General features: G+C 60.6%; 6 protein-coding genes. 1 reads left to right on the forward strand and 5 read right to left on the reverse strand.

Features of this window, described 5'->3' with window-relative positions; translation table 11 throughout:
• From AC1DRJ_RS17250 to AC1DRJ_RS17270, 5 genes are all read right to left on the reverse strand, one after another.
• The coding region (locus tag AC1DRJ_RS17250) for an AAA family ATPase (protein ID WP_477803218.1) at window positions 1–898 on the reverse strand (898 nt) is incomplete at its 3' end.
• Window positions 895–2,058 (reverse strand): DUF4350 domain-containing protein, encoded by a 1,164-nt coding sequence (locus AC1DRJ_RS17255; protein WP_477803219.1) that lies wholly within the window; start codon window positions 2,056–2,058, stop codon window positions 895–897. The genes AC1DRJ_RS17255 and AC1DRJ_RS17250, both read right to left, overlap by 4 nt.
• Window positions 2,055–3,599 (reverse strand): DUF4129 domain-containing protein, encoded by a 1,545-nt coding sequence (locus AC1DRJ_RS17260; RefSeq protein ID WP_477803220.1) that lies wholly within the window; start codon window positions 3,597–3,599, stop codon window positions 2,055–2,057. The genes AC1DRJ_RS17255 and AC1DRJ_RS17260 overlap by 4 nt, the downstream gene beginning before the upstream one ends.
• Entirely contained in the window at window positions 3,586–4,563 is a 978-nt protein-coding gene (locus AC1DRJ_RS17265) for a stage II sporulation protein M (protein ID WP_477803221.1), read from the reverse strand. Before AC1DRJ_RS17265 ends, AC1DRJ_RS17260 begins: the two co-directional genes overlap by 14 nt.
• Window positions 4,560–5,285, reverse strand: a complete 726-nt coding sequence (locus tag AC1DRJ_RS17270; protein WP_477803222.1) for an RDD family protein — start codon at window positions 5,283–5,285, stop codon at window positions 4,560–4,562. The genes AC1DRJ_RS17265 and AC1DRJ_RS17270 overlap by 4 nt, the downstream gene beginning before the upstream one ends.
• A gap of 180 nt (window positions 5,286–5,465) precedes the next feature.
• Here AC1DRJ_RS17270 and sbcB point away from each other — a divergent pair.
• Window positions 5,466–6,414 (forward strand): exodeoxyribonuclease I (sbcB, locus tag AC1DRJ_RS17275; protein WP_477803223.1); only part of this gene is annotated, 949 nt, incomplete at its 3' end.

The following is a 6,414-nucleotide window of genomic DNA, read 5'->3' on the forward strand; positions in this document are numbered from 1 at the left end:
GCACTGCCAATGCACAGCCTTTGATGTCATCTGGAATCACAAACTCGCCACCGCGCAACAACGCACGGGCTCGGGCGCAGCGCACCAAGGCGATGGATGCACGCGGCCCGGCGCCGAGGGTCAAGCCTGGCCAAGTGCGTGTGCTGCGCGCCAGCCGAACGGCGTAATCGAGGACCTGATCATCTAGCGGCAAATCACTGGCAATACGCTGCAAGGCCAGCACGTCCTTGGCCTGCAACACGGTACGCAGCGGTTGCACGTCGAGCATGTCGGCACGGGTCGAGCGGCTGACCTGGCGGACCATGTTCAGCTCCTGCTCGGCGTCGGGGTAATCCATGCGCACCTTGAGCATGAACCGATCGAGCTCGGCTTCGGGCAGTGGATAAGTGCCTTCCTGCTCGATGGGGTTTTGCGTGGCGAGCACCATGAACGGTTGCACGATGGGCAAGGCACGGCCTTCGAGAGTGACCTGACGTTCCTGCATGGCTTCGAGCAGCGCGGCCTGGGTTTTCGCCGGGGCGCGGTTGATCTCGTCGGCCAGTAGCAAGTTGGTGAACAGTGGACCCTTGCGCAGTTTGAACTGCTCGGTGTTCAGGTCGTAGACCGCGTGCCCGGTGACGTCGCTGGGCATCAGGTCCGGCGTGAACTGGATGCGCGCGAATTCGCCGCCGAAGCAGCGGGCGAGGGCGCGCACCAGCAATGTTTTGCCCAGCCCGGGCACGCCTTCGAGCAGCACATGACCGCCGGCGATCAGCGCGGTCAGGACATCGTCGATCACGCTGTTCTGGCCGATCACGGCTTTCTGCAGTTCCCCGCGCACGGCTTGGGCCAATTGACTGGCGCGCTGGCGTTGCTGGGCGGCGTGAGTCGGCGAGCCTGGCTCGATCTGTTCACTCATAAAGCGTTCCTCAAGGTTTGCAGGTGGGCGACCTGACGGCTGAAGTGAGCGCTGGACAGCCGCTGCTTCGGTCGCGGGCTCATGGCCTGGCTAATTGCGCGTGTGGGTTGGCCGCTCAGGCGTGCGATCACCAGCCATTGCTCGGCAACGCCGAGTTGTTCAAAACCGGGATGACGGCGCCGTACGCGGCGAAGGATGTCTTGTTGCAAGGCTTGCAGCAGGTGTTGCTGACCCTTGCGGCGCAACATGAAATCGGCGCTGGCGCGCAGGTGTTCCTGTAATTGACGACGGCCTTTCGCAGCGGGCTCCTGTAGCGGGCCCCGGCGAACCCCTGCATGCCAGAAGCCAAGTCCGATCAGCGCAATCAGGGCCACCAGCGCCTGCGGGAAATAGCGCCACAGCAAGGTCAGCAAGCTGTCGTGTTCGGTGTTGAACAGCAACGTCACGCTCGTGTCCGCCGTCAGATACCAGAGCAGCCAGGCATTGTCGTATTGGTCGATGGCCGGGGTTTTCCACAGGTCGGCATCGGTGACCACGATGATCGAACCGAGCCCGTGATTGAGCTGCATCATGTGCGTGGCCTTGCCGCTATTGGCCCAGGCTTGCGCGAGGTTCTTCGGGTCTTCGAGATGGAATGCCGTGTCAAAATTCGCGTAGGCCGGTGCTTCTTCATCTTCCAGATACAGCTTGGTCAGTTTGGGATAGCGATCGTCGAGGATGTCGGGTGGCGGGTCCTTGAGGTCCTTGCTCAACGACTGGTGCAACTGCACGCGGTCGAGCAGCAGGTCGTTGCTCTGACCGGTCTTTTCATCCCACAGGGATTGGGCAACAAATAAAATACGTCCGCCGGCCTGGGTCCAGTTCAAGACCTGATCAATCTGGCGCGGGGTCATGTTGTAGCGATTTCCGAGCAGCAAAAGGCTGTGCTGATGGGGATCGAGGGTGGGCAGCACGTCGAGACCGTTGGCATGGCTGACGGTCAGGCCCTGCTTGCGCAAAAAATGTTCAGCGGCGAGGTAGGGATTGGCCTGTGCTTCAGGCGATGGACCGTGATCGATTTCTGCCGGATAGGGCGTGGCTTTCAGGTACAGATAAATACTCAGCGCACCCACCAGCAGGGCGATGAATGCGCCGATCACCTGCCACAATCGCCGGCTCAATGGGCTGCTCCCGGCCCGAACAACGCTCGCCAGCCGTCACAGAGTTCCTGTTGCAAGTGCGCCGGTGGCAGGCGATGACCATAGGCCATGTTTTGCCAGTGACTGGTCAGGGTTTTGCTAAACGCCAGTAACACCGGTTGCTGCAATTGTTCGACGCGCCGCAGAACCTCGCCTTCGGTGTCGGCGGGTTTCAGCGCCATGTGGTGGTCGTGCAGCAAGTGGCTGAGCAGGGCGCGATAGAGCAAACCGAGGGCAGCGCGTGGGTTGGTTTGCCAAAGACTTTCAGCGCTGGCGGCAATGTCCGCGGGCAGGGTTTCGCGGTTGAGATCCAGGCCAAAAGCCTGTCGCGGTAATGACCGGGTGGCTTTGCTTTTAAACGCGGGTCGACGGCTGACGAACGCTTGCAGCCAGTCACGGTAACGCCAGATCAATAACCCGATACCGCCGATCATCGCGCCCCACAGCAGCAGTTCAATCAGGGTGGTGAGGAAGCCGAAACGCTGGCTGTCGAGCAGCGCTAAAAACGCTTTCAGCCATTCAGGTGTTTTGCCGTCATCCGGGGTTTTGCTATCGGCTTTGTCTTCGCCAAACTGATAGCGGGTGACTGTTTCCTTGTTCTTGAACGGTGGCTGGTCGAGGAGGGCCTTGATGCTGTCTTTTGACGCCTGGCTGGTCAGCGGTTGATCGAGCAGACGAGGACTGTCCGGCGTGATGACCGGCTCGGCGGCCCAGACGTGTTGCGCGCCAGGCACCCACAGGATTGCCGCCAGCAACAGGGTGACGGCAGTTGAAGTGAGACGTTGGCGTAATCGGCGAAACACCAGTTCAATATCCCAGGCCTCCAGCACCGTGCGCCGATTCAGGTAAAGACTGAAGCCACAGGCGACATAGACCGGCTCCCAGACAATCAGCACCAGTACGTAAAAAGCATTGGTCAGGTGTTCCAGCCAGCGCCAGTCCTGCACGGCGGCGGTGATCAGGGTCTGCCAGCTCCAGTCGAGCTCGATCTGCTGTGGCAGGAGCAGGTAGAACAACACCATCAAACCAATCCACAGTGCGCTTTCCAGATGCACGCCGATGATCGTCAGCCATTTCGCCGCGCCGGCGTTGCGTTGCAGCAGTACCTGCAACCGCTGTTGTCGCGCCTCGCCACTCAGGCCTTCAAGTTGCACCACCGGCATGACGAAGCTGCGACTCAGGTTCAGGCGACGCCAGGTCAGGCTAGCCAGTAGTTGCGGTTTGAGCAGGCGTGGCCATTCGCGCAGCGCCTGTTTCAACGTCGGTGTTTCGCCGAACAGGCTTTTGGACAGGATGAACAACGGCAGGCGCTCGAACGCCGGTTTGAGCCACCAGAAGATGAACACGGCGAGGGACGGCGAATCCCAGAACATCGCACTGAGCAAGACGAAGATCGGCAAGGTCACGATGGCCCAACTGGTCATCAACAGACGTCGATGGCGCTGGCTCAGCAGCACGCCCAGATCCATGGCTTCCCAGGTGGTGCGGGGGCGGATCACGACCGTGGCATCACTCAGGCGCATGGCGAGCCCGTCCGGCAAACAGCAGATACATCGTGACCAACGCCCACAGCGCGGCGCCGACCAGGTATTTGGTCATCGGCGCCGGAGCGGTCGTCGACGACCAATAAGCCTCGATAAACGCCGCAATCAACAGGAACAACATGACGCCGCAGATCAGCAGCACACTCTTGCCCGCCGCCAGTCGCAATGCTTCGACGCGCGGCAGGCATCCCGGGGCGATCAGCGCCCAACCCAATTGCAGGCCGGCAGCACCGGCCAGGGCGATGCCCATCAATTCAAAAGCGCCGTGTCCGATCACGAACGACCAGAACGTTTGCCCGTAGCCGAGGTGCGTCAGGTGCCCGGCCACTGCACCGATCATCAAACCGTTGAACATCAGGAAAAATGCGCTGCCCAGACCCAATAGCAAACCGCTGGCGAAGGTCTGAAAGGCGATGCCGACGTTGTGCATGATGTAGTAACCGAACATCACCCAGTCTTCACTGGCGGCGCGTTCCGTTGTACGTCCAAAATGGCCTGCGACCGGGTCGTACATGCTCTGCAATTCGCTGACCTGCTCGGCCGGAATCAGGTTGTAGATCAGATCCGGGAACAGGTACACCAGCAGCGCGAAGCCAATCAGGCTGCCAAAAAACATCAGGCCGGCGGCGAGTACAAAGCGCCATTGCTCGCGCACCAGTCGCGGAAAACCGGCCAGGATGAAGCCCGCCACGTTGGCGCCCAGTCGACTGCGATGTCTATATAGCTGTTGATGCCCGCGCAGCACGAGCTGCTGCAAGGAGTCGATCAGAAAACTGCTGTAGCCACGCTCCTGAGCCAATGCCAAATGCTGGCAAAGGCGACGATAGTCCTGGGGGAAATCGCCGATCCGGGACGCGCCCTTGCCGTGCTCCAGCTGACCCAGCACTAGGGAGAACTGATCCCACTCGGCCGTGTGGCGCTGTTCGAAAAGACTTTGTTTCATGCCGGACCCAACAAGCCGCGTGCGATGCCATTGAGTTCGGTCACGGCACGCGGCGGGTCGACCTGCAACGGTTGCGCGAGAATCGAGGCGAGCTCAAGGGTGCGCGCCTTGGAGAGTTCATCCTGGCGTTCGGCAAAACCGAGGATGGCGCGTTGTTCGGACAGTGTCAGGTCAAATGCCGGGCGCACAGGCTGGGCGTCGGGCAGTTGCGGTCGGGTGAGCGATTGTTCGCGGTAGATCACCAGCGTGCCGGCAGCGAGGTCGCCGAGGCGTTTGAAGGTGGGATGTTGCAGGCAACTGATGGCACCGAGGAAGTAGCCGAAGGGCAGCATGTCGACAAATCGCAACAGGTTGCGCAGCAGCGAAGCAGACCAGCCGACCGGTGTGCCGTCGTCCTGCACCACGCGCAAACCCATCCACTGTTTGCCAGGTGAGCAGCCTTGATTGAGCACTTCGAACAGCACCATGTACCACCAACTCACCACGAACAGCAGGAGTGAGCCCAGCCCGGCCCCAAGCTTTCCGAGAAACGCCAGCACCATAAACAGCAGGCCGAGGATCAGCCCGCGCAACCCGAGGTCGATGGCGAAGGCCAGCGCACGCACCATCAACCCGGCAGGACGCAGAGGCAAGTCGATGCCTTCGGGCGTTTCGACTTGATACCGTGTGTCCAGTGGCGGGTACAGCATCGCTTTCCTTGGCAGTGCCGGGGTCTCGAGCATGGGCAACCTGTGTGGCCTTTTCGGGATTCGATATCTGCTCGATGCTAGCAGCCTCTCGGGGGGAAACGACATAACTATGTATTGCACGGTGAGTGGCCAGAGGTGATTGAATGACAAGATACTGGCCGGGGCGGGAGGTGAGCGCCTAGACTTCGTCGATCTTCAGTTCAGGAACAGCCCGTGACCTCGATCTTCTGGTACGACTATGAAACCACTGGCATCAACCCCCGTTGCGACCGTCCGCTGCAAGTTGCGGGGATTCGCACCGACTTCGATCTCAATGAAATAGACGAACCGGTCAATCTTTACTGCCAGCCCAGTGATGACATCCTGCCGCATCCGGCGGCCTGCGCCATCACGGGAATAACCCCAGGTCAACTGGCCGGCCAGGGCTTGAGCGAAGCCGACTTCATGACCCGGGTGCATGCCCAGTTGGCGGCGCCTGCCACGTGCGGTGCGGGTTACAATACTTTGCGTTTCGACGACGAGATGACCCGTTACAGCCTGTATCGAAACTTTTTCGATCCGTATGCACGTGAGTGGCAGGGAGGCAACAGTCGCTGGGACCTGATTGATGTGGTGCGTGCGGCGTATGCCTTGCGTCCGGATGGGCTCGTCTGGCCCACGGACGACGAGGGCCGGGTGACGCTCAAGCTCGAACGCCTGACCGCCGCCAACGGCATCGATCACGGAAACGCTCACGAGGCACTTTCGGATGTTCGCGCCACCATCGCGCTGGCGCGGCYGATTCGTGCAAAACAGCCAAAGTTGTATGACTGGCTATTCAAATTGCGCAGTAAGCAAAAGGTGATGGACCAGATTCGCCTGTTGCAACCGATGGTGCATATTTCCGGGCGCTTTTCGGCGGCCCGCAGCTTTGTCGGTGTAGTGCTGCCACTGGCCTGGCACCCGCGTAACAAGAACGCATTGATTGTCTGTGACCTGCACCTGGATCCCCAGGGGTTGCTGGATCTGGATGCCGAGACCTTGCGCCAGCGGCTGTACACCCGTCGCGATGACCTGGCCGAAGGCGAACTGCCCGTACCGCTTAAACTTATTCACATCAACAAGTGCCCGGTGGTCGCACCGTTGTCGGTTCTTCGCCTCGAGGACCAGCAACGCCTGGGGC

It is taken from the genome of Pseudomonas sp. P5_B2, assembly GCF_056400445.1.